Annotated in this window: 22 protein-coding genes; 9 read left to right on the plus strand and 13 right to left on the minus strand. The window is 71.3% G+C overall.

Translation table 11 applies throughout. The features are described 5' to 3' along the window. Nucleotides 1-134: 134 nt before the first annotated feature. Nucleotides 135-842 (minus strand): succinate dehydrogenase, encoded by a 708-nt coding sequence (locus tag AC07DO_RS37795; protein ID WP_479066683.1) that lies wholly within the window; start codon nucleotides 840-842, stop codon nucleotides 135-137. Between the two features lie 95 nt (nucleotides 843-937). Here AC07DO_RS37795 and AC07DO_RS37800 point away from each other — a divergent pair, with 95 nt between their 5' ends. Continuing rightward, nucleotides 938-1,813, plus strand: coding sequence for a LysR family transcriptional regulator (locus tag AC07DO_RS37800; RefSeq protein ID WP_479066685.1), 876 nt, complete (start codon nucleotides 938-940; stop codon nucleotides 1,811-1,813). A gap of 10 nt (nucleotides 1,814-1,823) precedes the next feature. On the opposite strand, the gene AC07DO_RS37805 is transcribed toward AC07DO_RS37800, so the two are convergent. The 4 genes from AC07DO_RS37805 to AC07DO_RS37820 form a co-directional block, all read right to left on the minus strand. Next, on the minus strand, nucleotides 1,824-2,564 hold the full coding sequence (locus AC07DO_RS37805) for a VOC family protein (protein WP_479066687.1): 741 nt from the start codon (nucleotides 2,562-2,564) through the stop codon (nucleotides 1,824-1,826). Between the two features lie 3 nt (nucleotides 2,565-2,567). After that, nucleotides 2,568-4,703, minus strand: coding sequence for a putative bifunctional diguanylate cyclase/phosphodiesterase (locus AC07DO_RS37810; RefSeq protein WP_479066689.1), 2,136 nt, complete (start codon nucleotides 4,701-4,703; stop codon nucleotides 2,568-2,570). After that, nucleotides 4,700-5,512, minus strand: coding sequence for an SAM-dependent methyltransferase (locus AC07DO_RS37815; protein ID WP_479066692.1), 813 nt, complete (start codon nucleotides 5,510-5,512; stop codon nucleotides 4,700-4,702). The genes AC07DO_RS37810 and AC07DO_RS37815 overlap by 4 nt, the downstream gene beginning before the upstream one ends. Nucleotides 5,513-5,726: 214 nt before the next feature. Continuing rightward, nucleotides 5,727-6,707, minus strand: a complete 981-nt coding sequence (locus tag AC07DO_RS37820) for an SCO0930 family lipoprotein (protein ID WP_479066694.1) — start codon at nucleotides 6,705-6,707, stop codon at nucleotides 5,727-5,729. Nucleotides 6,708-7,025: 318 nt separating this feature from the next. On the opposite strand from AC07DO_RS37820, the gene AC07DO_RS37825 reads away from it, so the two are divergent. From AC07DO_RS37825 to AC07DO_RS37840, 4 genes are all read left to right on the plus strand, one after another. After that, on the plus strand, nucleotides 7,026-7,589 hold the full coding sequence (locus AC07DO_RS37825) for a hypothetical protein (protein WP_479066696.1): 564 nt from the start codon (nucleotides 7,026-7,028) through the stop codon (nucleotides 7,587-7,589). 15 nt (nucleotides 7,590-7,604) lie between these two features. Further along, on the plus strand, nucleotides 7,605-8,369 hold the full coding sequence (locus AC07DO_RS37830; RefSeq protein WP_479066698.1) for a bestrophin-like domain: 765 nt from the start codon (nucleotides 7,605-7,607) through the stop codon (nucleotides 8,367-8,369). 134 nt (nucleotides 8,370-8,503) lie between these two features. Next, nucleotides 8,504-8,716: a hypothetical protein gene (locus AC07DO_RS37835; RefSeq protein ID WP_479066700.1), complete on the plus strand. Its 213-nt coding sequence runs from the start codon at nucleotides 8,504-8,506 to the stop codon at nucleotides 8,714-8,716. Nucleotides 8,717-8,980: 264 nt separating this feature from the next. After that, nucleotides 8,981-9,526, plus strand: a complete 546-nt coding sequence (locus AC07DO_RS37840; RefSeq protein WP_479066702.1) for a hypothetical protein — start codon at nucleotides 8,981-8,983, stop codon at nucleotides 9,524-9,526. A gap of 142 nt (nucleotides 9,527-9,668) precedes the next feature. Here AC07DO_RS37840 and AC07DO_RS37845 read toward each other — a convergent pair whose 3' ends face one another. After that, entirely contained in the window at nucleotides 9,669-10,163 is a 495-nt protein-coding gene (locus AC07DO_RS37845) for an LPXTG cell wall anchor domain-containing protein (protein WP_479066944.1), read from the minus strand. A gap of 348 nt (nucleotides 10,164-10,511) precedes the next feature. Between AC07DO_RS37845 and AC07DO_RS37850 the strand changes: the two genes are divergently transcribed. Beyond that, nucleotides 10,512-11,201, plus strand: coding sequence for a class F sortase (locus AC07DO_RS37850; protein WP_479066704.1), 690 nt, complete (start codon nucleotides 10,512-10,514; stop codon nucleotides 11,199-11,201). A 26-nt stretch (nucleotides 11,202-11,227) separates the two neighbouring features. On the opposite strand, the gene AC07DO_RS37855 is transcribed toward AC07DO_RS37850, so the two are convergent. Beyond that, nucleotides 11,228-12,073, minus strand: coding sequence for a polysaccharide deacetylase family protein (locus tag AC07DO_RS37855; protein ID WP_479066706.1), 846 nt, complete (start codon nucleotides 12,071-12,073; stop codon nucleotides 11,228-11,230). 70 nt (nucleotides 12,074-12,143) lie between these two features. Further along, complete coding sequence (lysX, locus tag AC07DO_RS37860) at nucleotides 12,144-15,443, minus strand: bifunctional lysylphosphatidylglycerol synthetase/lysine--tRNA ligase LysX (protein ID WP_479066708.1); 3,300 nt, start codon at nucleotides 15,441-15,443, stop codon at nucleotides 12,144-12,146. Nucleotides 15,444-15,608: 165 nt separating this feature from the next. On the opposite strand from lysX, the gene AC07DO_RS37865 reads away from it, so the two are divergent. Then, nucleotides 15,609-16,070, plus strand: a complete 462-nt coding sequence (locus AC07DO_RS37865; RefSeq protein ID WP_479066710.1) for a universal stress protein — start codon at nucleotides 15,609-15,611, stop codon at nucleotides 16,068-16,070. A 102-nt stretch (nucleotides 16,071-16,172) separates the two neighbouring features. Beyond that, on the plus strand, nucleotides 16,173-17,606 hold the full coding sequence (locus AC07DO_RS37870) for an amino acid permease (RefSeq protein ID WP_479066712.1): 1,434 nt from the start codon (nucleotides 16,173-16,175) through the stop codon (nucleotides 17,604-17,606). A 6-nt stretch (nucleotides 17,607-17,612) separates the two neighbouring features. On the opposite strand, the gene AC07DO_RS37875 is transcribed toward AC07DO_RS37870, so the two are convergent. From AC07DO_RS37875 to AC07DO_RS37890, 4 genes are all read right to left on the minus strand, one after another. Next, nucleotides 17,613-19,244: a type 2 periplasmic-binding domain-containing protein gene (locus AC07DO_RS37875; protein ID WP_479066714.1), complete on the minus strand. Its 1,632-nt coding sequence runs from the start codon at nucleotides 19,242-19,244 to the stop codon at nucleotides 17,613-17,615. Between the two features lie 82 nt (nucleotides 19,245-19,326). Continuing rightward, nucleotides 19,327-20,256 (minus strand): carbohydrate ABC transporter permease, encoded by a 930-nt coding sequence (locus tag AC07DO_RS37880; RefSeq protein WP_479066716.1) that lies wholly within the window; start codon nucleotides 20,254-20,256, stop codon nucleotides 19,327-19,329. Then, on the minus strand, nucleotides 20,253-21,122 hold the full coding sequence (locus tag AC07DO_RS37885; RefSeq protein WP_479066946.1) for an ABC transporter permease: 870 nt from the start codon (nucleotides 21,120-21,122) through the stop codon (nucleotides 20,253-20,255). Before AC07DO_RS37885 ends, AC07DO_RS37880 begins: the two co-directional genes overlap by 4 nt. A 257-nt stretch (nucleotides 21,123-21,379) precedes the next feature. Beyond that, on the minus strand, nucleotides 21,380-22,540 hold the full coding sequence (locus tag AC07DO_RS37890) for an ROK family protein (RefSeq protein ID WP_479066718.1): 1,161 nt from the start codon (nucleotides 22,538-22,540) through the stop codon (nucleotides 21,380-21,382). A 94-nt stretch (nucleotides 22,541-22,634) separates the two neighbouring features. Here AC07DO_RS37890 and AC07DO_RS37895 point away from each other — a divergent pair, with 94 nt between their 5' ends. Next, on the plus strand, nucleotides 22,635-25,625 hold the full coding sequence (locus AC07DO_RS37895; RefSeq protein ID WP_479066720.1) for a glycoside hydrolase domain-containing protein: 2,991 nt from the start codon (nucleotides 22,635-22,637) through the stop codon (nucleotides 25,623-25,625). Here the strand turns inward: AC07DO_RS37895 and AC07DO_RS37900 are convergent. After that, a complete protein-coding gene (locus tag AC07DO_RS37900) occupies nucleotides 25,612-26,892 on the minus strand; it encodes a CapA family protein (RefSeq protein ID WP_479066722.1) in 1,281 nt (426 codons plus the stop codon). The genes AC07DO_RS37895 and AC07DO_RS37900 overlap by 14 nt on opposite strands. Nucleotides 26,893-26,939: the final 47 nt, after the last annotated feature.

Consider the following 26,939-nt stretch of genomic DNA (forward strand, 5'->3'; position numbering starts at 1 on the left):
TGCTTGCGCCGGTTGGCCGGATTCACCAGCTTCGCCTCGAAACGCCGGGTGTCCCACCGCTCCGCGATCGGCCCGGCCGGAGCCTTGCCATCGACAACCGGCTCACCGGTCACATACTCAGCAAAGGCGCTCATCTAGCTCACCACTCCGGTCATGACACCTACGGGGACGGAGACGAAGCCCACGGTCAGCACGACGGCGAGACCGTTGGCGAGGGGCTTGAGGACGCGGTCGCGGGTCGCGGTGCCCACGCCCAGGGTCTGCGCGGCACTCCACAGTCCGTGCCGCACGTGGAAGCCGACGGCCACCACGGCGACGATGTAGATGGCGTTCCCGTACCAGGTGGAGAACGTGTCCACGACGTTCTGGTACGGCTTCAGGTGCTCGTAGCCGCCCGGGTGCACGGTGCCGGTCGTCAGGTCGAGGATGTGCCAGACGATGAACAGCGCGAGGATGACCCCGCCCCACCGCATGGTGCGGGTCGCGAAGCTCGCATCGCGCCGCTTGTGCACGTACTGGGTGGGGCGCGCCTTGATGTCGCGGCGGCTCAGCTGGTACGCGGACGTGGCGTGCGCGACGACGGCGGCGACCAGCACGACGCGGACCAGCCAGAGCGTCCACTCGTAGTGCATGAAGGGCTCGCCGAGGGTACGGAGCCAGTGCGCGTAACGGTTGATCTCCGCGGGCCCGAAGAAGATCTTCAGATTCGCGAACATGTGCAGGAACAGATAGAGCAGCATGATCAAGCCACTGACCGCCATCACCGTCTTCTTGCCGATGGTGGAGTCCCAGAGCGTGCGGGTCATGGACGGCCGTTTGTCCGTCCGCGTTGCCAGAGCCATGCCAGTGACGCTACGGCCGAAAGTCCCGATCAGTCCAAGAGATGGTTCGGCTCATCTCCATAGCCTTTGGCTATGAATGCCCGTACGCTCCGTGTATGCAGTTCCAGCAGCTCCACTACTTCGTAGCCGTCGCCGAGACCCGGCACTTCACACGGGCGGCGGAAGAGGTGCACGTCTCCCAGCCCTCCCTCTCGCAGCAGATCCGGGCCCTGGAGAAGGAGCTGGGCGCCGAGCTCTTCAGCAGGGCGCGCGGCAACATCACGCTCACGGACGCGGGCGAGGCGCTGCTGCCCCTCGCGCGCCGGATCCTCGCCGACGCGGACACGGCCCGCATCGAGGTGCAGGAACTGGCGCAGCTGCGCCGCGGCCGGATCAGGCTGGGCGCGACTCCGAGCGTGTGCACGGGCCTGCTCCCGGACGTCCTGCGCGCCTTCCACGACCGTCACCCGGGCATCCAGCTCCTCATCGAGGAGGGCGGCTCGCACGATCTCGTACGCCAACTCGCACGCGGAGCCCTGGACCTGGCGCTGGTGGTCCTCCCCCTGCCTTCGCCCTCACCGGCGCTGACGACCATCGAACTGCTCCGCGAGGACCTGGTGGTGGTCTCGGCACCGGGCTCGCGTCCCCTCGGCGGCACGGTCCGCATCGCCGACCTCCAAGGCGAACGCCTAGTGATGTTCCGCCACGGCTACGACCTGCGAGAACTCACCGTCTCCGCCTGCCGCGCCGAGGGCTTCGAGCCCGAGTTCGCGGTGGAGGGCGGTGAGATGGACGCGGTCCTCGGCTTCGTCCGCGCGGGCCTCGGCGTGGCGGTGGTCCCCCGCATGGTCGCGGAACGCTCGGGCCCGGACCTGCGCATGACCCCCCTGGCGAAGCCGAGCCTCCACCGCACGATCGCCCTGGCCCACCGCAGCGACGTGGCACCGCCGCGGGCGGCGCGCGAACTCCAGCGGATGCTGCTGGAACGCTGAGGGGCACCGGTTACGGCAGGCCGCCCGTCTCCGGGTCGCGGCCCGTCAGGCAGTACGTCACGCCCGCAGGGTCCCGCATGACGAGCCAGGCCGCGCCCCGCGACACGTACGTGGCGCCGAGCGTCTCGTGCCAGGTTCGGGTCGTGGCCGGGGACGAGCAGGCCAGGTCCGGGTGGGCTCCGGCGGGACCCGGAGAGTCCAGGCGCTGGAGGAGGAGGCGGAGCGGAAGGTTCGGCGGGGGCGTCACGCGGTGGAACTCGGGGCGTGCGCCCTTCGTGGACTTCCAGCCCGTGAGGGCCGTCCAGAAGGTGATCTCCGCGTCGTAGGACTCCGGGGGGATGTCCAGGCACACCTGGTCCAGACGGCTGACCGCGCCGTCGGGGGCGGTGAGCGGTGCCGGGCGGGAGGCCTCGCCCGACCAGGGCACCAGACAGAAGACGAGGCCCGCCGGGGAACGGAGCACCTCAAGGCCTTCCTCCGCGTGGACCGGGGTGGCGCCGAGCGCGCGGGCCTCGGCCGCGGTGACGGCGATGTCGTCCACGGCGAGGTCCAGGTGTGTGCCGCCGGGCCCCGCCACGGCCTGCGCTTTCACGCACGCGTCGGCGGGCCCCGGGGGCAGCAGCGTCACGAACTCACCGGCCGCGCCCCGGGGCGCGGAGAGTCGCGAGCCCGTCGCCGTCGCCCAGAACGCGGCCGCCTCGGCGAAGCGTTCGCGCGGACGGTCGATGAACGCGTACGCCCAGCGGATCATCGCTCAGCCCGTCGCGTCCGCGAGCGCCAGTTCGTGCAGGCGGTCCGGCGGGCCCGGGCGGGCGTAGTACCAGCCCTGAGCCGTGTCGCAGCCGAGTTCCCGCAGCTGGTCCGCCTGTGCGCCCGTTTCCACGCCCTCGACGGTGACCGCGAGGTCGAGGCTGTGCGCGAGTGCGACGATCCCCTCGACGATCTTGAGGTCGACCGGGTCGGCGGGGAAGTGCTGCATGCCCTGGGTGAACGAGCGGTCCAGCTTGAGGACGCTCACCGGCAGGCGGCGCAGGTTGGCGAGGTTGGAGTAACCCGTGCCGAAGTCGTCGAGGGCGATGTCCACGCCCATCTCGGCGAGCCTGCGCAGCGGCTTGAGCAGGTCGTCGTCGGCTCCTATCAGCGCGGACTCCGTGACCTCCAGGCACAGGGCGCCCGGCTCGAGGCCCTCGCGCTCCAGGATGTCGACCGTGTCGGAGACCAGGCCGGGGTGGGTCAGCTGCATGGGCGACAGGTTGACGTTGACGCGCAGCGGGCCGGCCTCGGTGTGGCGTGCCTCCCAGCGGCGGGCCTGGCGCACGGACTCCTCGAGGACCCAGCGGCCGAGCGGCACGATCAGACCGGTGTGCTCGGCGAGCGGGATGAAGCGGTCCGGGCCGATGATGCCGTGCTGCGGGTGCAGCCACCGCACCAGCGCCTCGGCGCCGCGCACGCTGCCGTCGCCGAGGTGGACGAGCGGCTGGTACTCGATGAAGAACTCGCCGCGCTCCAGGGCCGCGGGCAGCGCCGTGGTCAGGCCGTGCCGGGTGATGGCGCGGGCGTCGGCCTCGGGGTCGGCGAGCTCGTAGCGGTTGCCGCCCGCGGACTTGGCCCGGTACATCGTGATGTCGGCGCTGCGCAGGACCTCCGCGGCGCCGCGCTCTCCGGCCGGGCCCTCCACGACGCCGATGCTGCCGCGCACGGTCAGCTCGCGCCCGTCGACGCGGATCGGGGTGGCCAGGGCGTTCATGATGCGCCCCGCGAGCTCGTCCACCTCGGTCTCGGTGTCGGGTCCCGTGGTGAGCGCCACGAACTCGTCGCCGCCGAGCCGGGCCACCATCTCGCCGGGTGCGGTCGCGCAGGACTGCAGCCGGTCGGCGACCTCGACGAGCAGCCGGTCGCCGGCCGCGTGCCCGAGGCTGTCGTTGACGGTCTTGAATCCGTCGAGGTCGAGGTAGCAGAGCCCGAACCGGGCGTTGTGTCCCGCGGAGAGCGCCTTGTCCAGGCGCTCGAAGAACAGGGTGCGGTTGGGTAGTCCCGTGAGCGCGTCGTGGGTGGCCTCGTACCGCAGGCGGAGGTTGAGCAGCCGGCGCTCGGTGGTGTCCTCCATCAGTGCCAGCTGGTACTGCGGCGCTCCGTCCGCGTCGCGCAGCAGCGACACCGTCAGGTTGGTCCACAGGACCGTGCCGTCGGGGCGGTAGAAGGCCTTCTCCACGCGGTAGTGCTCGCGCTCGCCGCGCACCAGCTCCTCGTAGAGCTTCCAGACGTGGGGCGAGTCGTCGGGGTGCGTCCACTCTCCGACGTTGCGTCCGCGGAGCTGGTGCTCCAAGCCGCCGAACATGCGGATCAGCGCGTCGTTGACCTCGAGGACCGTGCCGTCGAGGTCGGCGATACCGATGCCGATCGCGGCGCCCTGGAAGACGGCGCGGAAGCGTGCCTCACTGGCGTGCAGGGCCTCGGCGACGGCGCTGCGCGCGTTCAGCGCGGCCCGGGAGATGGCCTCCTGCTCGGCGAGGGTGCGCTCGCGGAGCGCCTGCGCGAAGCCCGCGGCCATGGCGTGCTGGATCCGGGCTGAGCGGGCCCGCAGCTCTTCCCGGGGTCCGTCGCCGCCGCAGTACAGGACCAGGTAGGCGTCGACGCAGTCGAGCGTGCGGCTGAGCGCCTCGGGGTCCGTGCAGTGCGTGCCGATGAGCGCGGCGCCGACGGCCTGGCTCTCCGCCGCGTCGAAGACCCGCTCCCGGAGCGCGTCGCTCAACCGCCCGGCGAGCGGCACCAGTTGCTGTTCGAATTCGGGACGGGTCATCGAGGTGGCCGTGACGGGGAAGATCGCACGGCTCCAGATGGTGGCGAACCGGCGGATTCTGCCCTCGGGTCCGTCCTGCTCGCCGCTCAACGCTTCCGTCCCACGCCCGCGTACCCCGAGAAGGAGTACGGATCCTCCTCCTCGGGCGCGGTGTCGGGCCGCCAGTGCGGCATCGGCACCAGGCCGGGTTCCACCATGTCGTATCCCTCGAAGAACCGCGCGATCTCGTCGCGCGAGCGCATGATCAGTGGATTGCGGATGTCCTTGTATACACCGACCGTCCGGCCGGCCTGCTCGGGGGGAACGGGGATCCCTTCGTACGAGGCGTGGCTGAGGACGACGAGGCTGCCGGGCGCGAGTGCGTCCCGCAGTTCGGCGACCGCCGCGTAAGGATCGTACGCGTCCTCGACGAAGTGCAGGACGGCGACGAGGAGAAGGGCCACCGGTCGGTCCAGGTCGAGGACCGACGCGACCTCCGAACTGCCCAGAATGTCCCGGGGCTTGCGCAGGTCCGCGGCGAGGGCGGCGGTGCGCTCGGTGCCCTCGAGCACGGCCCGGCTGTGCGCCACGGCCACCGGGTCGTGGTCCACGTAGACGACGGCGGCCTCGGGGCTGGCCTGCTGCGCCACCTCGTGGACGTTGCCGAACGTCGGGATCCCCGAGCCGATGTCGAGGAACTGGGTGATGCCCTCCCCCACGGCGTGGTGCACCGCCCGTCGGATGAAGGCGCGGTTCGCCTGCATGATCTTCGGGAGCCCCGGCATGAACTCCATCGCCTTGCGGGCCGCCTCCCGGTCCACCTCGAAGTTGTGCGAGCCGCCCAGGTAGTAGTCGTAGATGCGGGAGACGCTGGGCATCGAGAGGTCGATGCCGGGCGGTGCCCAGGCGGGACGCTCCATCAAGACTCCAAGGCGTAGGGGGACGGCGCAGGCGATCCGGTGTTCGAGGGTGAGGCTACTGATCGTCTGCCAAGGGAGCGAGTCAAAACGGAAATTGGCCGTCCGTTCTCGGTCACTGCCTTTGGCAAGTGCCGTGTCCCACACCGTCGACCGGCCCGCCTCCTCCCTGTGATATGGGAGGGGACGGGCCGGTCTGTCCGTGCGCCGTGCCGGGCTACTTGGGGGCACCCACCGGCTTGCCCTGGGGACTCGCCGCGTACCAAGTGCCGCCCACGCCTTGACCGTTGGTGTCTCCGGGTTTCTTGTCGCCGGAGAAGGTGTACAGCGGCCAGCAGTCGATCGTCTGCTGTTTCCCGCCGTCCGGCCGGTCGAACACGGTGAAGCCCTTCTTGAGGATTCCTCGAGTGTCGTTCTTGTCCACGGGCGCCACCACGGGCCACTTGTCGAGGCAGGCGCCGGTGCAGGCCGACTTCATGGGCCAGGCGGAGTCCTTCGTGAAGCGGTAGACGGTCATGCCGTTCTTGTCGACGACGATCTCGCCGAGCTTGGGGTCCTTGCGGGTGGACAGGCCCGCGGGGTCGACGGGGGCGGTGTCGGCCGCGGCGGGCGCCGCCTTCTTGCCGTCCGGGGCGGCGGCGTACCAAGTGCCGCCGACGCCCTGACCCTTGGCGTCGCCCGCCTTGGCGTCCTGTGCGTACCGGTACATCGGCCAGCCGTCAATGGTCAGCTGCTTGGTGCCGTCGGCGGCGGTGACCTCGCCGAGCAGGGACTCGTCGACGCCGGGGGCGGCCTTGGCGCCGTCGGCGGCGACGGCCGGCCATGCCTTCAGGCAGGCGGCGTCACAGGTGGACTTGGGCGGCTGTGCGGTGTCCTTGTCGAAGCGGTAGAGGGTGCGGCCCTCGCTGTCGGTGACGACCTTTCCGAGCTTCTTGCTGTCCCACACCGCGAGTTGCCCGGCCGCCTCCGCCTTGGCGTCCGCGCCCTTGTCCGCGGCGCCGGAGTCCTCTCCGTAGCCGCCGTCCCCGCCGTAGCCGTCGCCCTTCGCCGGCGCTTCGTTGCCCACGTTCTGCCCGTTCGGGGACTGGTCGCCCTTCTCCTGGCCGCACGCCGTCGTCAGCGCCAGCAGGGCCGCGGCTGTCGCCACGAGCGAGGCGCTCCGCCAGGCCCTGGGGGAACCCCCACTTGGATACAGCATCGTTGACTCCCACTGTCCGCAGAGGTGTCGTGACGCCCGTTTGCGTCGCAACATGGCCCTAGGTACGGGTCGGGCCGGGCGGCGCGTTCAACCGCGGTACAAGATTCTTTGCGCGGCACGTGGAGCAGGTGCGGCGTGCGGGGCGTGTGAGGTTCGTGAGACACGTGCGGTGTTCGAACACGGGCGGGGGGTCGCGGGCGCCCGGCGTCAAACACGTGACGCCCACGAGTCCTCCCTTCGGGTCATTCGGTGGCTCGGATGGCGTAGCGGGCGCGCGCGGGGCTCATGCTCCTCGTCGTGCACGGAACTCCGCGAGCCTTGTCGCCCCTCGTCACACGCGTGTTGGCGCTCGTCGCACTCGCCCTGCTGCTCGGCGCGTCGTCGGCCGTCGGCTCGGCGTCCGCCGACGCCTGCGCCTACGCGTCGGTCGGTCAGGGCGCCACGGGTGGCGGCTCGGTGGCCGTCGCGGGCGACGGCGCCGACTGCCATGCCGGGCCCTCACACCCGCCGAAGCCACCTCCTCCGCCCCCACCCCCGGAACCACCGCCTCCGCCCCCGCCTCCCAAGCCGCCGGCACCGGAGCCGCCCCCGGCCCCCGCGCCGCCCGAGCCACCCGAGCCGTCCGTCCGCCCGGCACCACCACCGCCTCCGCACCACCGGCAGGCCGCGGCACCGGCGCCCGCGCCGAAATCCGAACCCAAGCCCTCCCCCCGACCGCCGAAGCCCCCCAAGGCCGAACCGAAGCCGAAGCCCGTGGCGTATCCGGAGTACCACGCCCGGCCCCGCAGTCAGCCGCCGCGCCACGGCCCGTCCCTCGTCTCGCTCACCCTGCTCGTCACGGCACCCGCCGTACTCGCCGTCGCCGCGCTGCGCCCGCGCTGACCGCCGGAGGAATTCATGTCGGAATGGCTTGTTCTCACCCTCGCGATGGTGGCCGCTTGCGGTGTCGTGCTCATCGTGACCCTCCTGCGGCACCGCAGGACCGGGGCGGACTACGACGCGTCCGAGACACCGGACGTGATCGAGTACATGACGATGATGATCGGTGTCGTGTACGCCATCGTGCTGGGCCTGGCCATCGCGGGTGTCTGGGAGGCGCGCGGCGCCGCCCAGGAACACGTCCGCGTCGAGGCGCAGTCGCTGCACGAGGTCTCGGAGCGCGCGCGGATCTACCCGGAGGGAGTGCGGGAGCGTATTCGGGACGACGTCCACACCTATGTCAGCCATGTCGTCACCACCGAGTGGGACACGATGAAGTCCAAGGGGGAACTCACCGACCGGGGTGCGGAGCTGCTGTCGCGCGTACGTCACGACGTGACCGACTACGAACCGAAGTCGGACTTCGAGGCACAGGCGTACCAGCCGCTGGTCGACGCGGTGGCCGCCGCGGACGACGCGCGCAGCGCCCGTGCCGACAGCGTCGGCGCGACGATGCCCGGCGTGGTCTGGTTCGGCCTGATCACGGGTGGTCTCGTCACCATCGGCATGATCTTCGCCCTGCAGATCCGCCGTACACCGCGCGAACTGGTCCTCGCCGGACTGTTCTCCGCTCTCTTCGCCTTCCTGCTCTTCCTGATCTGGGACTTCGACGCCCCTTACAGCCGGGGCATCGCGGCGACGGCGGAGCCGTTCAAGTCGCTCTTTCCCCACCTCGGGGGCTGACCCCGGCCGGGGCGGGTGCAGGGATCGCGAGGTTCCTCCACCACCCGCCCCGGCGGCACCAGTTGGGGCGACCGGCGTCCGCGTTGGCCGTGAACCGCGGTGCGCCGCGGGCCGAAACAGCGCACTCTGGTCCCATGGCCTGGCAATCACCGATCGTCGTCCACCCGCCCGCCGCCGACGGCGGGCGGCAGGTCACCGTGCGCGGACAGGACGCGGGCGTCGCCCGCAGCGACGAGGACCTGACGGAACTCCTGCGGCGGGCCGGGCTCGGCGAGGCCGACATCGCGCTGGACGACCCGCACCTCGTCGAGTGGCGCGGCGGCCGGCACGTATGGCCGCACGCCTGAAGGCACCCCCGCCACCTGTCCGATGTGCCGTAGTCACCCCGAGGTCCGCGAACCCCGCGTCCGCACCCGACGCCCCTCGCACATCACCGGCCCTCGCCGTCCACGCCGCACCGTTCCCCCGACCGGCCCACACGATTGCCCCGTTCGCGCGACACGAATCGCGGCGCGCCGGGACCGTACCTAGCGTTTCGGGCATCGAGGTGCATATCAGGCGCCAGCGGAAGAAGGTCCGCAGCTGCCCCTCGGAGACCCGGAGGATTCACCATGCGCGCGATACGCGTCGCTTCGGCCGCTCTGCTCACCGCTTCCGCGCTGGCCCTCTCCGCACCGGCCGCCTCCGCGGCCGCCGTCGGCGAGGAGAACGTCACCGCGTTCGGCTTCAGCATCTCCCCCAAGACGGTCGCCGCGGGCGGCCAGGTCACCCTCAACGTCGACGGGTGCGACGACGGCGACACGAAGGTCACCTCCGGCGTCTTCGACGACACCACCATCCCCAAGGGGCAGAAGTCCGCCACCGCCCACGTGTTCTGGGACGCGAAGCCCGGCGCGATGTACGAGGTGACGTTCACCTGCAACGGCAGCAACCCCGGCAGCGACAAGACCGACCTGACCATCGCCACGGGACGCCCCGACGACAACTCGCACCACAATCAGCACAACCAGCACCACAAGGGCGTCAAGGCCGGTGTCGGCGGCAGCTTCGGCGGGCTGGACCTGCACGAGATCGCCCTCGGCGGCGCCCTGATCATCGGCACGCTGGGCACCGCGTACTACAAGGCCCGTCGGCGCACCGGCGAGGACAACTCCTGACCCCCTCGACGCAGCGCGCGGCCCCCGGGATGTCTCCGGATCCCGGGGGCGCGGCGCCGTTCACCTGCCGTGCGAGCAGGGTGGTGCCGGGCGCGGGGCGGAAGGGGGTCGCGCCGGCCCGACGACGGTACGGGACCTGTGGTCAGATCCTGTTCTCCGAGCGGCGACGCATCCAGAACACACCGCCACCGAGCAGCGCCGCGGCGACCAGCGCGCCACCGATCGCCATGTCGGTACCGGTCGCGCCCGACTGCGCGGTGCCGCCGACGCCGCCGCGCACACCGCCGTGGATGACGGTGAAGGCGGCCGGGCGGGTCAGCGTCTTGCCGCCGCAGTGGGCCGTGATGTCGTAGGCGCCGGGACGGGCGTGCTTGTGGACGATCGCGGTGCCGCTCGCCGTCGAACCGCCCGTGATGGGGTGCAGGTTCGTGTCCGGGAAGGCGGGTGACGTGATCTTGCTGCCGGACGTCTGGCAGGACGACCCGTCGACGGTGACCGTCAGATGCCCCCCTCTCGGAATCACGCTGGGCATCGCCACGATGTTGGTCGGGTCGGCCCAGGCGGACGCGGCCGGGGCGGCGAGCCCGACGGCACCGACGGCCGCCGCGGCGACCGCGAGGGCACGTGTGGTCCGCATACGAGAAGTACGCATGGCAATCCTCCGCGGAAGACGCCCCGGGGATACCGTCCCCGGTCGATCGGCGAGAGCGCCTCCCAGACCGACCCTCAGATGACGTGCGCGGACCCGCATGTCGGCGATCGGCCGTCCCGGTGAGACGACACGCCGGGGCGCGTCCGCGCAACCCGCTATCTCCGCAGGTCACGGACCGTCAGAAAAATCCTGTCCGGCGCGACTCGGATGGCGCACTTCGCCCCCGTCGCCACCCGTTCGCTCCCGCCCTTTCGCACGCCGCGCGCCCCGCGCTTAGCGTTTTGGTACGCGCAACGGACGCGGCTCTCCGCCGTGTTCGAGAGGGGATAGAGCATGCCTTCGTCCCAGCCGGCCGATGAGTTCGAGTTCCAGGACATGCAGGATTTCCAGGAGGAGGAGAAGCAGAAGAAGCGCGCCCCGTGGGGTGTGATGGCGCTTGTCCTGCTGACCGGACTCGCGCTGATCCGCAACGGCTCCGGGGAATTCGACGTGGGCCCGCCGCAGCCCGCTTCCGCCGCGGCGGCGGACCGTGCGCCCGACGCGAGGGTCGCCGCCCCGGTGCCCCTCACGTTCTCGCCGGCCGAGCGCGTGCGCATCAAGGGCATCCGGGTGGACGCGCCGATCATGCAGGTGGGGCTGGATTCCGAGGGATGGGTGGACGCGCCGCCGCCCGAGGACCCGAACCTCGCGGGCTGGTTCACCGGCGCCGTGTCGCCCGGTGAGAAGGGCACGGCCGTGGTGGTCGGCCACGTGGACAACCAGCGGGGCCCCGCCGTCTTCTACGGTCTCGGTTCGCTGAAGAAGGGGAACCACATCGAGGTCGGGCGCGCGGACAAGAAGACGGCGATCTTCGAGATCTACGGCATCGAGGTCTTCGACAAGAACAAGTTCCCCGGCAAGCGCGTGTACGGGAACAGCGGAACTCCCGAATTGCGGGTCATCACCTGCGGCGGCGGTTTCTCCAAGCAGTCCGGATACGACGGGAACGTCGTGGTCTTCGCCCGTCTGGTCGCCGTGCGCTGAGCAGGACGACCAGCCGGAAGGGAAGCTCAGAACGTGGAGCGGCTCGGCACCGTGAGGCGGTAGCCGGAGTCGAGCAGCTCGGGCAGGTAGGTGTCCAGTGCTTCGACACTGCCCGAACGGTCGCCGCCCGCGTCGTGCGAGAGCACCACGACGCCGGGCCCCGCGCCGGCCCGCACGCGCCGCACGATGGTCGCCGCGCCGGGCTCGGTCCAGTCGAGGGTGTCCACGGTCCAGGCGAGCGGCTCCATGCCGAGCGCGGCGCCCAGCTGGAAGGCGTTGCGGTTCCACGCTCCGTAGGGGGCCCTGAACCACTCGGGAGGCTCGCCGGTCGCCTCCTCGATGACGTCGCAGGTGCGTTCCATCTGCTCCCGCATCGCGGCCCTGCCGAGGCGGGGCAGCAGCGGGTGGCTCCAGGTGTGGTTGCCGATCAGGTGCCCGTCGTCGACCATCTGCCGCAGCAGGTCCATGTTGTCGACGGCCATCTCGCCGCAGACGAAGAACACCGCCCGCGCGTCGTGCTTGCGGAGCGTCCGCAGGATGCCCGGCGTGTAGCGCGGGTCGGGTCCGTCGTCGAACGACAGGACCATCGACCGCTCACGGCCCGGCATGCGCAGGATCGGCGCCTTGCGCACCTGGGGCAGGGCCCGCCCCGCGCGCTGGGGGCCGTATCCCGTGAGGGGTTGCAGGCGGTACGCGGAGGGCTTGAGGCGGCGGGCGGCGGGCGGGCCCCCGGCGGGGCCGCCTGCCGGGGCGGAGGGGCCCGGGTCGGGCGGGGCCTCCGCTCCGCCGCACGCCGCGGTCGTGGCCAGGCCGAGGAGCGCCGCGGCGCGGAGCAGGACCCGCCGCCCCGGAGTCAGCTGATCATCTTTCATGACTAATCCGTCGCATGGCGGAAGGCCGGCGCGGAACACCAACACCGGGGCGGCTCCCGAAAGCACCCGTTCAGACGCGGCGGACGAGCGGGAAGGGCAGGGTCTCGCGGATGGTCAGGCCGGTGAGGAACATGACGAGCCGGTCGACGCCGATGCCGAGGCCTCCGGTGGGCGGCATCGCGTACTCCAGGGCATCGAGGAAGTCCTCGTCGACCTCCATGGCTTCGGGGTCTCCCCCGGCGGCGAGCAGCGACTGCGCGGTGAGGCGGCGGCGCTGCTCGACCGGGTCGGTCAACTCCGAGTAGGCGGTGCCGAGTTCCGTGCCGAAGGCGACGAGGTCCCAGCGTTCGGCGAGGCGCGGATCGGTACGGTGCTGGCGGGTGAGCGGCGAGACGTCGGTCGGGAAGTCCTTGTAGAAGGTGGGCAGCTCGGTCTTCTCCTCGACCAGCCGCTCGTACATCTCCAGGACGACGTCGCCGCGGCCGTCGTCCGTCGTGTACGGGACGGCGGCCCGGTCGCACAGCCGGCGCAGGGCCTCCACCGGCGTGTCCGCGTCGACCTCCTCGCCTAGCGCGTCGGAGATCGCGCCGTACACCGTCCTGACGGGCCAGGGCCCGGAGATGTCGTGCTCGACGAGCCTGCCTTCGGCGTCGGCCTTGCGGGCGACGGGGGCTCCGAAAGCGGCGGTCGCGGCGCCCTGGATGAGTTCGCGGGTGAGGTCGAGCATCACGTCGTAGTCGGCGAAGGCCTGGTAGGCCTCCAGCATCGTGAACTCGGGGTTGTGTTTGTAGGAGACGCCTTCGTTGCGGAAGGTGCGGCCCATCTCGAAGACCTTCTCCATGCCGCCGACGCAGAGCCGCTTCAGATAAAGCTCGGGGGCGATGCGCAGATACAGGTCGAGGTCGTAGGCGTTGATGTGGGTGGTGAAGGGGCGCGCGTTGGCACCGCCGTGGATCTGCTGGAGCATCGGCGTCTCGACCTCCAGGTAGCCGCGGTCCAGCAGCCCCTGCCGCAGTGCCTGTACGGCGGTGGAGCGGGCGCGGACCACGTCGCGGGCGCCGGGGCTCGCGATCAGGTCGAGGTAGCGCCTGCGGACCTTGGCCTCGGGGTCGGTCAGGCCGCGCCGCTTGTCGGGCAGCGGGCGCAGGCACTTGCCGGTGAGGTGCCAGTCGGTGACGAAGACGGTGAGCTCGCCCCGGTCGCTGGCTCCGACGGTGCCGGTGGCGGTGATGTGGTCGCCGATGTCGGTGCCCGCGGTGAAGCGGTCCAGGACGTCGGGTCCCGAGGTGTCGCGGGTGAGGGCGAGCTGCAGGTCGCCCGACCAGTCGCGCAGCACGACGAAGACGACGCCGCCGAAGTCGCGTACGAGCATGACGCGGCCCGCGACCGTGACCCGGGACGCCGTCATGTCGCGGTGGATCGCCGCGAGTTCGTGGGTGCGCGGGGGCAGGCCCACGGGGTAGGGGTCGACGCCCTCGGCGCGCAGGCGGTCGAGTTTGTGGTGCCGGATGCGGATCTGTTCGGGGAGCCTGGACGCCGGGTCCGCGTCGGTGGTGTCGTCCGCGCCGGACAGGCCGAGTGCGGCGATCGACGGGAGGCCCTCGGTGGTCGCGGGCTGGGTGACGCCCCGCGGCTTGCGCCCCTTGCCCCAGAGCTTGCGCAGGGACGGCACAGAGACGAAGCCCTCGGCGATGCCGGACGCCAGGCTGATGCGGGCGAGGGCGCCGCTGTCGCCGTAGCAGATGAAGCGCGGGTACCACTCGGGGTGGTACTTGGCGTTGGAGCGGTACAGCGCCTCCAACTGCCACCATTTGGAGAAGAACAGGAGCAGCTTCCGCCAGAGACGCAGCACCGGGCCCGCGCCGATGCGGCCGCCCTCCTCGAAGACCGAGCGGAACACTGCGAAGTTCAGGGAGATGCGGCGCACACCGGACCGAGGAGCGGCCGCGCACAGTTCGGCGACCATGAACTCCATGACGCCGTTGGGTGCGGTGCGGTCGCGGCGCATCAGGTCCAGGGAGATGCCGTCCTTGCCCCAGGGGACGAGGGAGAGCAGCGCGAGGAGTTTCCCGTCGGCGTCCAGGGCCTCGACCAGGAGGCAGTCGCCGTCCTCGGGGTCGCCGAGGCGGTCCAGGGCCATGGAGAAGCCCCGCTCGGTCTCGGTGTCCCGCCAGGCGTCGGCCTTGTCGACGATCTCCTCCATCTCCTCGTCGGTGAGGGTGGAGTGGCGGCGGATGCGGGCGGTGGCGCCGGTGCGGCGGACGCGGTTCACGGCCTGGCGTGTGACGCGCATGTCGCGGCCGTCCAGGTCGAAGTCGGCGACGTGCAGGATCGCCTCGTCGCCCAGTTGCAGCGCGCCGAGCCCGGCGCGGGCGTACGCGGTCGCCCCGTCCTCGGACGCGCCCATCACGGCGGGGGCCCACGCGTACTGCCGTGCCACGTCGAGCCAGGCTCCGATGGCGTGCGGCCAGGCCTCGCGGTCGCCGACGGGGTCGCCGCTGGCCAGGCAGACGCCGGCCTCGACGCGGTAGGTGACGGCGGCCTTGCCGCTCGGCGAGAAGACGACGGCCTTGTCGCGCCGGGTCGCGAAGTAGCCGAGCGAGTCCTGCGCGCCGTAGGCCCCGAGGAGGGCGCGGATGCGGGGTTCCTCGTCGCCGTGCAGGGCCGCTTCCATGCGCTGGGAGCGGAAGAGCGTGGTGGCGGCGTTGAGCAGGGCGAGGGCGCCGAACAGGCCGAGCCAGAAGTAGAGGCCGCGGGGTGGGGAGCCGTCGAAGTAGTCGTGGCCGTGGATGAGACCGCCGCAGACGCGGTTCGCTGCCCACAGCAGCCGCTCACCACGTACCAGGGTGCCGGGGAACAGCTCGACCAGGCCCCAGCCGGCCAGGATCGCGACGCCGAGTCCGGCGGCGAGGACCGCGATGGCCCGCCACACGGCGCCGCGCCGGGAGTCCGCGGAGAACTCCTTGCGGGCGACGATCAGCAGCACGAAGGCGGCGCCGCAGATCACGAAGGAGGGCAGCGACTCCGCCCAGTAGCCGAGGGCCGCGCCGAGCACGTCGAACGCGAGGAGCAGGCCCAGATAGCTGACGACGAGCCACCAGGCGACCTTCTTGCGCGCGGCGGTCGCGGCGGCGAGCAGGAAGAGGAAGACGGCGTACGCGAGGTTCGCGCTGACCGGCACCGTGAGGAGGTCGAGGACGCGGATGACGGGCATGAGGAGGCGGCGCAGCGGCGAGACGACCGCGAGGACCGCGCAGAAGACGCCGAGGGCGCCGAAGAAGGCGGCGAAGCCCTCCGGGACGCGGCCGAGGAAGCCGCCTCGGGCCCGTATCCGTCCCCTGGCCTCGGGCTCCTCCGTGCTGACCGTCATGGCACGACTCTAGGAAGAGGTGTGCCACCGCGCAGGTCGAGAGCGGCGGGACGGGGCATGCCGGCCCGGGACGGGGCACGGCGGCTCCGGGAAGGCGGCCCGTCGTGGCGCGTCCCACCCGGCCCGGAACGCGGGCGGTATGACTGCCTCCGCTAATCTTCCGGCGTGAGTGAAGACCAGTCCCAGCAGTTCGAACGCGGCACCGACGGCCCCAAGGTGATCGTCGCCGGAGTCGACGGCTCCGACTCCTCGCTGAGGGCGGCGGCATATGCCGGTGGCCTGGCCCGTCGGCAGCGGGCCCTGCTCGCCGTCGTGTACATCCAGCCGGTGATGGCGGCGGGCGCCGCGTTCGGGGTGCCGGTCGCCGAGACCACCGACGAGATCGCCGAGGGGCTGATCGCGGAGATCCGGGCCGCCACCGAGCGGGTGAAGGACATATTCGACGTCCGCTGGGAGTTCCACACGTTCCGCGGTGACCCCTACACGGGTCTGGTCACCGCGGCCGACGACCTCAAGGCCGACGCCGTCGTCGTGGGCGCGTCCGAGCAGGCGGGCCACCGCATCGTGGGCTCGGTCGCCGTCCGTCTGGTCAAGGCCGGCCGGTGGCCGGTCACCGTGGTTCCGTAACACCCGCATGACCTGACCTGGTGTGGCTCCTTCCGTAGCGTCCCGCACTGGGCCATCATGATCCGCCATCAGCCGACGGCCGTCTGCGAAGAGGTGGAGCTCATGTCGGGACTACGGATGGGACACGGCGTGCTGCGCCGCAAGCCCATCGAGCAGATCGAGGAGACCGAGGCGGGGGCGGGCGGCGGACTCGCCAAGTCCCTCGGGCTCTGGCAGCTCACCGCCATCGGCGTCGGCGGCATCATCGGCGCCGGCATCTTCAGCCTCGCCGGGGCCGTCGCCAACGGCACGGCGGGCCCCGCGGTACTGGTCTCCTTCCTGATCGCGGGTGTCGCGAGCGCGGCCGCCGCCTTCTCGTACGCCGAGTTCGCCGGCATGATCCCGAAGGCCGGCTCGGCGTACACCTACGGCTATGTGGTGCTCGGCGAGCTGACCGGCTGGTTCATCGGCTGGGACCTGCTCCTGGAGTACACCGCGATCGTCGCCGTGGTCGCCATCGGCATCTCCGGCTACTTCGGCTTCCTCGTCGAGGAGATGGGCGCCGAGCTGCCGAACTGGATGATGGGCGCGCCCGGCACCGGCGACGGGCACAAGGTCGACCTGTTCGCCGCGGTGCTGTGCCTGTTCATCGCGTACCTGCTCACGCTCGGCATCAAGAACGCCGCGCGCTTCGAGATGATCGTGGTCGTCCTGAAGGTGATCGTGGTCCTCGTCGTGATCGCGGTCGGCTTCTTCCACATCGAGACCGGGAACTACGACCCCTTCTTCCCCTACGGGGTCAGCGGCGCGTTCACGGGCGCGGCGACCGTGTTCTTCGCGGTGTTCGGCTACGACGCCATGTCGACGGCGGCCGAGGAGTCCAAGGACGCGCAGCGGCACATGCCGAAGGCGATCCTCTACTCCCTCGCGATCTCGATGGTGCTGTACGTCCTCGCGTGCCTGGTCCTCACCGGCATGCAGAGCTACAAGGACGTCGACCCGGAGAGCGGCTTCTCCACGGCCTTCAAGTCCGTGGGCCTCGGTGGCCTCGCGGACGTCATCGCGGTGGGCGCGATCATCGGCATCCTCACCGTGATGTTCACGTTCATGCTCGGCTGCACGCGCGTGTGGTTCTCGATGAGCCGGGACGGCCTCCTTCCCAAGTGGTTCGCCAAGACGCATCCGACGCGGCACGTGCCGACGCGCGTGACGTGGATCGTGGGGGTCGCGTCGGCCGCCATCGCCGGGTTCCTGCCCATCGGCGAGGCGGCCGAGCTGACCAACATCGGCATTCTGCTGGCGTTCGTCGTGGTGTGTGTCGCGGTGATCGTGCTGCGCTACAAGCGGCCGGAGCTGCCGCGCACGTTCCGCTGCCCCGGGATGCCGGTGGTGCCCGCGATCGGGGTGGTCTTCTCGATCTGGCTGATCACGTTCCTGCAGTGGCAGACCTGGGTGCGGTTCGCCGTGTGGTTCGTGCTCGGCCTCGTCGTCTATTTCAGCTACTCGTACCGCAGGTCGGAGCTGGCGAAGACGGACGGGAGCACCACCGGGGGGTGAGGCGGGTCAGGAGCTCCGTTCGATGGACTTCTGGTACTCGCGGGCCATCTGCTCCAGGCCCTTGTTCTTCCACTCGGCCCAGAAGGGCCGCCATTCGCCGATCTTCTTCCGCCCGCTGACGATGTCGTTGACCAGGTCGGTCGCCTCGGTGGACATGCGCCCGTAGTGCTGGGTGTACGCGTCCGAGTAGTGGCCGACCGCGGGGTTGCGGATCGCGGTCTCCAGGAGCTTCTGCTCGGCCGCGTAGACGTCCTTGACGTCCTGGACGCGGTCCGTGCCGGGGAAGCTGGACGCGATGAGCGCGAAGGGTGCGGTCGTCGACGTCTGCAGGCCGCTGAAAACTCCCTCGACCTGCTGTTTTCCCTGCTTGGTGCGGTCGGGGAAGCCGTTCTTGTCGTACGTGAAGTCCTCGCCCTCGGTGCCGTACTCCAGGAACTCGCGTTCCTTGCTGCCGAACGGGGCGGCCAGGTAGTCGAGGACGCGAAGGAGCATGCGGACCCGCTTCTCGTCGCCCTTTTTGAGGGCGGTGTAGCCGATGGTGCCCAGGTGGTAGTGGTGGTTCGGCTTGTTGCCGCCCGCGCCGAAGGGGATGAGGATCTCGGCGGCGAGGGCGGGGTCCTGGACGCGGATCTCCTTGCGCGCGTTGTACGGGTTGGCGTGGACGGTGGCGCCGATCGTGCCCTGCGCCATCTTGATGTAGGCGTCGGCCATCTTCGGGTTGCCGGGGTAGAAGACGCCCGCCTTCTTGAGCTTCAGGACGAAGTCGAGGGCCGCCTCGTACTCGTCGGTGTCCTGGAACCAGGTCAGCGAACCGTCCTTGTTCTGCCGCCACTTGTTGGGGGCGCCGAAGCACTGGCTCAGCACGCTGACCGCGTTGACGTAGATGGGTTCGAGGGCCCAGGTCTTGCCGCCGGTGACCTCCTTGCACTTGGCGAGGAACTCCTCGGGGCCGCTGGACGCGATGCCGTCCGCCTTCTCCCAGACCTTGGGGTTGCCGGCGTAGACCTGGCCGAAGGAGGGGTAGGGGACGGGCGCGCCCCAGATCTTGCCGTTGACGACCGCGGTCTTCCAGTGGGCGGGGGTCATCGCGGCGAGGTTCGGGTACTTCTTCACCGCGTCCCCGGAGACGTACTCCGTGATGTCCGCGCACTTGGCTTCCAGGAGCTCGGCGACGTGCTGGATGCCCTGGTTCGGCGGTATCCACAGCAGGTCGGGCAGGTCGCCGCCGGCGATGGTCGCGGCGAACTTCTCCTCGTAGCCGGGGTCGGTGCCGAGGATGGCGGTGAGTTCGACGCCGAGCTCCTCGTCGAGCCTGCGCCAGTACGCGTTGGAGCCCTTGGGGGTCGGCGGCTGCGTCCAGATCTCCGTGAGCATGGTGATCTTCGAGCCGTCGCCGGGGGTCTTCGCGACGCTGCGGACCAGCTCCTTCGGGTAGGAGAGGAAGCCTGCCGAGAGGCCCTTCGCGTTGGGGGCGAGGTCGGGCTTGATCTTGGTGAAGGGGACGTGGGCGGGCAGCTTCACCTTCGACGACGCCGCCTCGCCGGTCTTCTTCGCGGACGAGCCGCACCCCGTCAGGGAGGTGACGGCCGCGCCCGCGGCGACGGAGGTGGAGAGGCTGAGGAAGGTGCGTCGGGACATGCCGGGCATGGGGATCTCCGCGGATGTGGTCGTGGTGGGGAGGAAGGGAGGGGTCAGCCGTCGATGGCACCGGTGGGGTGGGTCAGCCCTTGATGGCGCCGGTGAGCACGCCCTTGGTGAAGTACTTCTGGAGGAACGGGAAGAGCGCCAGGATCGGCAGCAGCGCGAGCATGACCACGGCCATGGACAGGGACTGCTGCGGCGGCATGTGGGCGATGCCGAGCTGGTCGCTCGTCATCGACTTGTTCTGGACGACATAGGTGCGCAGGACCAGCTGGATGGGCCACTTGCCCGAGTCGTTCAGGTAGAGCATGGCGTTGAAGAAGGCGTTCCAGTACGTCACCGCGTAGAAGAGGCCGACGACGGCGACGACGCCCTTGGAGAGCGGGAGCACGATGCGGGTGAGGATGCGCCAGTCCCCCGCGCCGTCGACGCGGGCCGCCTGGTACAGCTCTTCGGGGATGTTCATGAAGAACGCCCGCAGGACGACGAGGTTGAAGGCGTTGATGAGCACCGGCAGGATCAACGACCAGTAGGAGTCGAGGAGTCCGAGCTCCTTGACGACCACGTACATCGGGACCATGCCCGGCGCGAACAGCAGCGTGAACAGGACCATCAGCAGGATCGGCTTGCTGCCCGGGACGCCGCGCTTGCTCAGGGCGTACGCGAGGGCGATCGTCGTCAGGAGCGACAGCGCCGTGCCGACCACCGTGATCAGGACGCTCACGACGACCGCGCGGGAGACGATGCCGCCGGACAGGATCGTGCGGTACGCCTCCAGGGTCGGGTCCGTGGGGAAGAGGACGAAGCCGCCGGACTCGGTGATCTCCTCGCGGGAGGCGAGGCTGGTGGAGAGCACCGTGAGGAAGGGCAGGATCATCACGGCGCAGATGACGGTGATGACGACGGCCTTGGCGGCCGAGCCGATCCTCGTCGGCGGCTCTTCCCAGGCGGGCCGCTCCTCGCGGAGCCGGGCCCGGTTGGTGCGCAGGGGGAATCCGAAGCCGGTCATTTGCTGTACACCCCGTGCTCTCCGAAGGCATGGGCGACCTTGTTGGCGCCCCAGATCATCAGCGCGCCGATGACGCCCTTGACCAGTCCTGCCGCGGCTCCGACGCCCCAGTCGCCGTAGACGACGCCGTGGTAGTAGATGTACGTGTCGAGTACTTCCGCGGCTCTGGCGCCGACCGCGTCGCGCTGGAGCAGGAACTGCTCGAAGCCGACGGAGAGCACGTCCCCGAGGCGGAGCACGAGCAGCATGATGGTGACGCCGCGGACCGCGGGCAGGGTGACGTGCCACATGCGGCGCCGGCGCCCCGCGCCGTCGACGGCCGCCGATTCGTACAGGCTCTGGTCGACGTTGGCGAGCGCCGCCAGGTAAATGATCATTCCCCAGCCGATGTCCTTCCAGATCACCTGGCCGGTGATGAGGAGCGGGAAGGTGCTGGGGTCGCTCATCACGTCGAGCGGCGACATGCCGTGGTCGCGCAGATAGTTGCTGAAGAGGCCAGCCCCGCCGAGGACCTGCTGGAAGAGCGCGACGACCAGGACCCACGAGATGAAGTGCGGCAGGTACACGACGCTCTGCACGAACTTCTTCACCCGCGGGCTGACCAGGCTGTTGATCAGCAGTGCGAGGGCCAGCGGGGCCGGGAAGAAGAAGATCAGCTGGAGCGCGGCGAAGGCGAGGGTGTTGCGGACCGACTCCCAGAACGCCGGGTCGGCGAAGAGCTCCTGGAAGTTGGCGAGGCCGACCAGCGGACTGTCCTTGAAGCCGATGAAGGGCTGGTAGTCCTGGAAGGCGATGACGTTGCCCAGCATGGGGACGTAGAAGAACCCGATGAAGAACAGCACGCCCGGAGCCATGAGGGCGAGCATCACCCAGTTGTTGCGCAGTCGGACACGCAGCGGGGCGCGCAGGCGCAGCTGCGCACCGGGGCCCGGCGACGGGGAGTTCGGCGGCGTCTTGGACACGGACGCGGGCGGTGACGCGGCCTGTGGCCTGCGTCGCGTTGCAGGGGATGTCACTCGTGCTCCCTGGCCTGGCGGCGAATGCGGCGAATAAAGAAGCCAACTTTCCGAAAGTGAGCCACATCATGGAAGGGCCGCCCGCGCCCGTCAACCACTTCTGGGTCCTAAGGGGTTGGACTTTTCTGCGCCGCGCGTTCGGTGTGTTCCATCTGTTCCAGGTGGTCCAGTGCGAGGCGGGCCGCCCCGATTGCGGTGGATTCCTCACCCAGGACGGAGGTGCGCACCTCGGGTGCGTACGGGCTGCGTTCGGCGAGGCGTCGCGCGAACGGCTCGCTCAGCAGGACGCCGGCGCGGGAGATGCCACCGCCGAGCACGACCGCGCGCGGGTCGAGCACGGCGACGTGGCGGGTGAGGCTGTCGGCGAGGCATTCGGCGAAGGCGCGCAGGGTGTAGCGGGCGCCGCCGTCACCGGCGGCCGCTGCGGTGACGACCGCGCGTGCCGCGTTCTCGCGGGTGGGCCGTTCCGCGCCCTGGTGACCGGCGAACCAGTCGAGAAGCCGCTGGTAGGAGAGTTCCCAGCCGTCGCCCGCGACCATCTCCCCCGCCGCGCCGTGGTGCCCGCGGTGGAGTTCGCCGCGGAGCCACAGGCCGATGCCGAGGCGGTTGCCGACGTAGAGGTAGACGCAGTCGCGCACGCCGACGCTGACGCCGCCGGTGCACTCGGCGAGGGTGGCCAGCTGGATGTCGTTGCCGACGACGACGGGCCCGTGGACGGTGCCCGCGAGTTCGCGGGCGAGGTCGCGTCCCGTCCACTCGGGCAGCGAGTCGCTGACCGCGACCCGCCCCTCGGTGTCGACCATGCCGCTGGTGCCGATGCCGGTGGCGAGCGGGCGCACCCCGGCCGCCTCGGGCTTGGCGAGGCAGCCGGCGATCGCGGCGCGCACGGCGTCGAGCCGCTCGTGCGCGGGCAGTTCGGGGGTGACGGCGACGCGCTGGGCCGCGACGGTGCGGCCGAGCAGGTCGGCGGCGAGCACGAGGACCTTGTGCGCGCCGATGTCCACGCCGAGGACGTGCCCCGCCTCGGCACGGAACCGGAACCTGCGGGCCGGCCTGCCGACGCCGCCGCTGCCCGGGGTGAGCTCGACGAGCCGTCCCTCGCGCAGGAGTTGCGCCGTCAGGTCCTGAGCCGTGGGCCGGGAGACGCTGATCAGCGCGGCCAGCTCGGGCACGGTGATCTCGTCGCGCTCGCGCAGCACACGCAGGGCGGCCGCCGCGTTCAGCCGTCGCAGCAGTGACGGATCGCCACTCAACGGGTCGCCACTCATGGGTCCCTCCCCCTTGACAGCACAATCGGTTGCTCCCAGGGTGACCCGGAGCGATTCAGAAACTTACCTAACAAACACGCCCTTGGGAGCACGGATGGGTCAGACAGAACCGCGGGCCGGCCATCCCGAGCTGGCGTGCGGCGTCGGTATCTGGGATCAGGACGTCTACGGGAATCATCGCCTGCTCGTGGAGGTCACCGACGCGGCCCCCGCGGTCGCGGCCGAACTCCCGTGGCGCCGCCAGGGCGTGAGCGTACGTTCCGTCATGGGCGACGTGGACGTGATCGTCCTCGCGCCCTCCGGGTTGCGCGTGCACAACACGGTGACCGTCGAGGCGACCGGGGAACGCGGCCGCATCGCCTTCGAACCGGTGGAGGGCCCGGGGGCGTACGCGGTGCACTACCTGCCGTACGCGCACACGGGCAAGCCGTACTACCCGCAGGCCGCCTACCGGCCGCCCACCAGGACCGCCGACCCCGGCTGGGCGCACCGCTGCGGCCTCGACCGCGGCGGCGTCGAGGGAGCGGGCACCGACGGAAAAGGCGGTGGCTGGGCCAGGCTCCCCCGCGCCGAGGCCTTCCGCTACGAAGCGGCGAGCGCCCTCGACTCGTTCGCCCCGATGGGCTTCGCCGCGACCGCGGCCGAGTGCGAGGCCCTGCGCCGAGCGCACCGCGGCGAGCGGTTCGTCGTCTTCGCCGAGGATCGCGCGTACCCACTGGGCCGGTACGGGAGCCTGCCCGCGCGCTGGGCCCGGACGGCGCCGGGCGCGCCGTTCACGGGCGCGGCGGACCGCGGGGAGTTCTACACGGTGCAGGTCGGCGTGTACGCGCTGGCCGACCTCACGGACGTGCGCGCCGAGGTCCGCGGGCTGCCCTTCGCCGCGCGGTGCCTGAGCACGGGCGGTGTCGACGCGCGCGGCGCCGCCTTCGGGCGGAACGTGGAGGTCGTTGAGGGCGGGGTGACGGCGCTGTGGTGCGGCATCGACGTGCCCGAGGGGGCCCGCCCCGGTCTCTACGAGGGTGAGATCGCCGTCAGCGCGCAGGGCGCCCCGGAACGCACGCTGCCGCTGCGGCTCACCGTGCGCGAGGCCGTCGTCCCCGAACACGGCGCGGGCAATCCGGCACGCCTCGCCCGGCTCCGCTGGCTCGACTCGACGCTGGCACAGGACGACGAGGTGGTCCCGCCGTTCGCTCCCGTGAAGGTCGACGGGCGGCGGCTCTCGATCCTCGGGCGCGCCGTGGAGCTCGGCCCCGACGGCCTGCCCCACCGGATCTCCTCCGCCTTCACGCCGTCCGTGACCCGCGCCGACGGCCCCGAGCGCGAACTGCTCGCCGCCCCCGTGACGTTCGGCGTGGGCCGCGCCCTGGAGTACGGGCCGCTCACCCTCGACCAGCCGGGCCCGGCCCGCGTGCGCTGGTCGACGACGGCGACCTGCGAGGACGTACTCCTGTGCCTGGAGGGGGAGTTGGAGTCCGACGGGTTCCTCGCCCTGCGCGCCACCGTCGAGGCCACCGCCGACACCGAACTCGACGTGCGCCTGGAGGTGCCGCTGCGCGAGGACATCGCACGGTACGCCATGGGCCTCGGCCTGACGGGCCGCGCGTGCCCGGCGACGTACGACTGGACGTGGGACACCCCGACCCGCAACCAGGACGCCTTCTGGCTCGGCGACCCGTCGGCCGGCCTGCAGCTCTCACTGCGCGACGAGCACTACGCGCGCCCGCTCAACACCAACTACTACCGGGAGAAGCCCCTGGTCACGCCCCGCTCCTGGGCGGGCGACGGGGACGGCGGGATGCGGCTGCGCACGCGCGACGGGGTGCGGGCGCTCACCGCGTTCAGCGGTCCGCTGCGACTGCGCGCGGGCGAGAGCCGCCGCTTCACCTTCCGGCTGCTGCTCACCCCGTTCAAGCCGCTCGACCCGGCACGGCAGCTCACCGAGCGGTACTTCCACGCGTACGCCTCCCCGGGCGAGGTCGCGGCGTACGGCGCGAACGTCGTCAATCTGCATCACGCGACGCCGCCCAACCCCTACATCAACGACCCGCTGCTCGCCGCCGGGACGCTGCGCGCCTACACGGACGAGGCGCACCGGCTGGGGGTGCGCGTGAAGGTGTACGACACGATCCGCGAACTCACGCGTCACACGCCGGAGTTGCCGGTGCTCGCCGCGCTCGGTGACGAGATCTTCGCGCCCGGGCCCGGCGGCGGGCACGCGTGGCTTCAGGAGCACCTGGGCGGCGGCTATGTCCCGGGGTGGGTGGCGCCCGACGTCGGTGACGTCGCGGTCGTCACGTCCGGCGACTCGCGCTGGCACAACTCCTATGTGTGCGGCATCGAGCGGCTGCGCCGGGCCGCCGGCGTGGACGGCCTCTACCTGGACGACGTCGCGTACGACAGGACCACCATGAAGCGGGTCCGCAAGGCGCTCGCCCGGTCCGCCGCGTCCGCCCCGCTGGTCGACCTTCACTCGTGCAACCAGTTCCGCGAGCCGGACGGCTTCGCGTCGAGTGCGAATCTGTACGCGGAGCTGCTGCCGTACGTCGACCGGCTCTGGCTCGGCGAGCTCTTCGACTACGAAGGGCGGGACGGTGCGGACGGCGCCGACCCCGCCTACTGGCTGGTCGAGTTGTCCGGCATCCCGTTCGGCCTGATGGGCGAGATGCTGGAGGGCGGCGGCAATCCGTGGCGCGGGCTGGTGTTCGGCATGACGGCGCGGGCCCCGATGACCGACGTACGGCCGCTGTGGCGGGCCTTCGACCTGCTGCGCCTCCCCGAGGCGGAGATGACCGGCTGGTGGGCCGGTGGGCCGCCGGTGCGGACGGGGCGGGACGACGTCCTCGCGACGACGTGGCGTGGTCCCGGCGGGACGGCGACCGCGCTGGCCTCCTGGGCGCCGGAGCCCGTCGAGGTCGTCCTGGCCGCGGAGGCGGGGCCGGTGGCGGCGTACGCGCCCGCGGTCGAGGGTTTCCAGCCGGAGCGGTCGTTCGCGGCGGGCGAGCCGGTCCCGGTGACTCCGGGACGCGGCTGGCTGCTGCGGATCGACCCGCCCGCGGCCGGACCCGCCGCGGCTACTTCCCCATGACGAGGCCGTCCTTGCCCGCGCCGCGGCTGAGGACGACGCGGCGGATGCGGTCGCGGACGTCGCTCACGTCGGCGCCGCGGTCCATCGCTCTGTTGAGGTTGACGACGCGGACGGAGCCCGTGTCGAACAACATCGGGAGGAACTCGGCCTTCTTCACCTGCCAGCGGGCGCCCGGCCCGGCGGGCGGCGCGAAGGTGAAGCGGCCGATGGTGCCCTGGTTGCCGCGCGGGTCGTGCGCGCCCTCGTGATTGATCATCGCGCCGGCGACCTGGTCGCCCATGCCGTAGACGACCCACGTTCCGTTGACCTTCTCGTAGGCCTGCGGGACGTGGGCGTGGGTGCCGAGGATGAGGTCGATGTCGGGGCGCCCGTCCGTGCGGGACGCCGTGAGCTGCTTGCCGAGCCGCAGCTGCTGCTTGTCGGGGGCGTCCTGCCACTCGCTGCCCCAGTGCAGGCTGACGACCACGACGTCGGCGCCCGCTCTGCGGGCCGCCCTGGCGTCCGCCACGATCTTGTCTCGGTCGATGAGGTCGACGGTCCACGGCTTGCCCTTCGGCAGCGGGTAGCCGTTCGTGCCGTACGTGTAGGCGAGCTGCGCGACCTTGGCGTCGCCGGCCCGCAGCCACGCGGGGGTCTTGTCCTCGGCGGCCGTGCGGGCCGAGCCCGCGTGCTTGACGCCCGCCTTGTCGAGCGCGTCGAGGGTGCGGCGCACACCGGCCGCGCCGTCGTCGAGGGTGTGGTTGGAGGCGGTGGAGCACGCGTCGTACCCGGTGGCCTTGAGTGCGCGGGCCACCTGCGGCGGGGACTTGAAGCTGGGGTAGCCGCTGTAGTCGCCGTCCGCGCCGTAGACCGTCTCCATGTGGCAGATCGCCAGGTCGGCCTTGCTGATGACGGGCTTGGCGCCCGCGAGCATCGGCTTGAAGTCGTAGCCGTCGCCGCCCGCGTCCGCGTTGGCCTTGCGGATGATCGAGGCGTGCGGCAGGACGTCGCCGGAGGCGGCGAGGGTGAAGCCGCGCCTGCCCGCCGCGGAGCCGCCGGCCGGGGAGTGCGCCGGGGCCGCGCCCTCGTCGGCGCGGTGGGAGTCGCCGTGCCGGACGGGCTCCTTCCCCGCCGCCGGCTGCTGGGCGGCGCAGGCGGTGGCGCCCGCGAGGCCGGCGATCAGGAGGGCCGCGGCGGCCGTCGCGGGACGCGGACGCGGGGCCTTCCGCGGGTTGTGGGAGGTGGGGACGGGACGCGTGTGCCGTGTGATCCCTGCGCGCTGCTTCATCGGTCGGACTCCCTGGCTGGGGCGATATTCGGCCAGATGAATCCACA

The organism is Streptomyces sp. NPDC045678 (assembly GCF_056432085.1).

Bases quoted from the DNA above. Each gene is read 5' to 3' on its own strand.
- AC07DO_RS37900 (WP_479066722.1), bottom strand. From the start codon at position 26,892: ATGAAGCAGCGCGCAGGGATCACACGGCACACGCGTCCCGTCCCCACC.
- AC07DO_RS37890 (WP_479066718.1), bottom strand. From the start codon at position 22,540: ATGAGTGGCGACCCGTTGAGTGGCGATCCGTCACTGCTGCGACGGCTG.
- AC07DO_RS37835 (WP_479066700.1), top strand. From the start codon at position 8,504: ATGGCCTGGCAATCACCGATCGTCGTCCACCCGCCCGCCGCCGACGGC.
- AC07DO_RS37815 (WP_479066692.1), bottom strand. From the start codon at position 5,512: ATGGAGCGTCCCGCCTGGGCACCGCCCGGCATCGACCTCTCGATGCCC.
- AC07DO_RS37800 (WP_479066685.1), top strand. From the start codon at position 938: ATGCAGTTCCAGCAGCTCCACTACTTCGTAGCCGTCGCCGAGACCCGG.
- AC07DO_RS37875 (WP_479066714.1), bottom strand. From the start codon at position 19,244: ATGTCCCGACGCACCTTCCTCAGCCTCTCCACCTCCGTCGCCGCGGGC.
- AC07DO_RS37820 (WP_479066694.1), bottom strand. From the start codon at position 6,707: ATGCTGTATCCAAGTGGGGGTTCCCCCAGGGCCTGGCGGAGCGCCTCG.
- AC07DO_RS37805 (WP_479066687.1), bottom strand. From the start codon at position 2,564: ATGATCCGCTGGGCGTACGCGTTCATCGACCGTCCGCGCGAACGCTTC.
- AC07DO_RS37870 (WP_479066712.1), top strand. From the start codon at position 16,173: ATGTCGGGACTACGGATGGGACACGGCGTGCTGCGCCGCAAGCCCATC.
- AC07DO_RS37895 (WP_479066720.1), top strand. From the start codon at position 22,635: ATGGGTCAGACAGAACCGCGGGCCGGCCATCCCGAGCTGGCGTGCGGC.
- AC07DO_RS37845 (WP_479066944.1), bottom strand. From the start codon at position 10,163: ATGCGGACCACACGTGCCCTCGCGGTCGCCGCGGCGGCCGTCGGTGCC.
- AC07DO_RS37855 (WP_479066706.1), bottom strand. From the start codon at position 12,073: ATGAAAGATGATCAGCTGACTCCGGGGCGGCGGGTCCTGCTCCGCGCC.
- lysX (WP_479066708.1), bottom strand. From the start codon at position 15,443: ATGACGGTCAGCACGGAGGAGCCCGAGGCCAGGGGACGGATACGGGCC.
- AC07DO_RS37885 (WP_479066946.1), bottom strand. From the start codon at position 21,122: ATGCTCGCCCTCATGGCTCCGGGCGTGCTGTTCTTCATCGGGTTCTTC.
- AC07DO_RS37880 (WP_479066716.1), bottom strand. From the start codon at position 20,256: ATGACCGGCTTCGGATTCCCCCTGCGCACCAACCGGGCCCGGCTCCGC.
- AC07DO_RS37795 (WP_479066683.1), bottom strand. From the start codon at position 842: ATGGCTCTGGCAACGCGGACGGACAAACGGCCGTCCATGACCCGCACG.
- AC07DO_RS37850 (WP_479066704.1), top strand. From the start codon at position 10,512: ATGCCTTCGTCCCAGCCGGCCGATGAGTTCGAGTTCCAGGACATGCAG.
- AC07DO_RS37840 (WP_479066702.1), top strand. From the start codon at position 8,981: ATGCGCGCGATACGCGTCGCTTCGGCCGCTCTGCTCACCGCTTCCGCG.
- AC07DO_RS37830 (WP_479066698.1), top strand. From the start codon at position 7,605: ATGTCGGAATGGCTTGTTCTCACCCTCGCGATGGTGGCCGCTTGCGGT.